This window comes from Pseudaminobacter sp. Soil_N_29 (assembly GCF_057656055.1).
In genome coordinates this window covers 1-308 of the sequence record NZ_JBDGLC010000052.1, presented here as the reverse complement: position 1 = coordinate 308, position 308 = coordinate 1, and the positions used below count along the sequence as shown (strand labels likewise).

The window sequence follows — 308 nt, the reverse complement described above, 5'->3', positions numbered from 1 at the left end:
ACGCCGATGATGCGGCTGATCTGCTCCGACGACTTCTCGATCATGCCCATCGCCGCGATCGCCTGGCGCACCACCGCGCCGGACGTCTCGGCGTCGCCCTTGGCCTCGGCCACCACGTCGCGGGCGTGCACGGCGCCTTCGGCTGTCTTCCTCACCGTCGCGGTGATCTCGTCGAGCGCGGCCGCCGTCTCCTCCAGGCTCGCCGCCTGCTGCTCGGTACGCCGCGACAAATCGTCGGCCGCGCTCGAGATCTCGCCGGTGCCGGCATGGATGGTGCCGACGCTGGCCGAGATCGCCAGCAGCGTCTG

The 308-nt window shown here is 71.1% G+C and carries 1 pseudogene; it reads right to left on the bottom strand.

The features are described 5' to 3' along the window. Positions 1 to 308 (bottom strand): annotated as a pseudogene (locus tag AC3A4H_RS23705) (methyl-accepting chemotaxis protein); the annotation flags it as partial.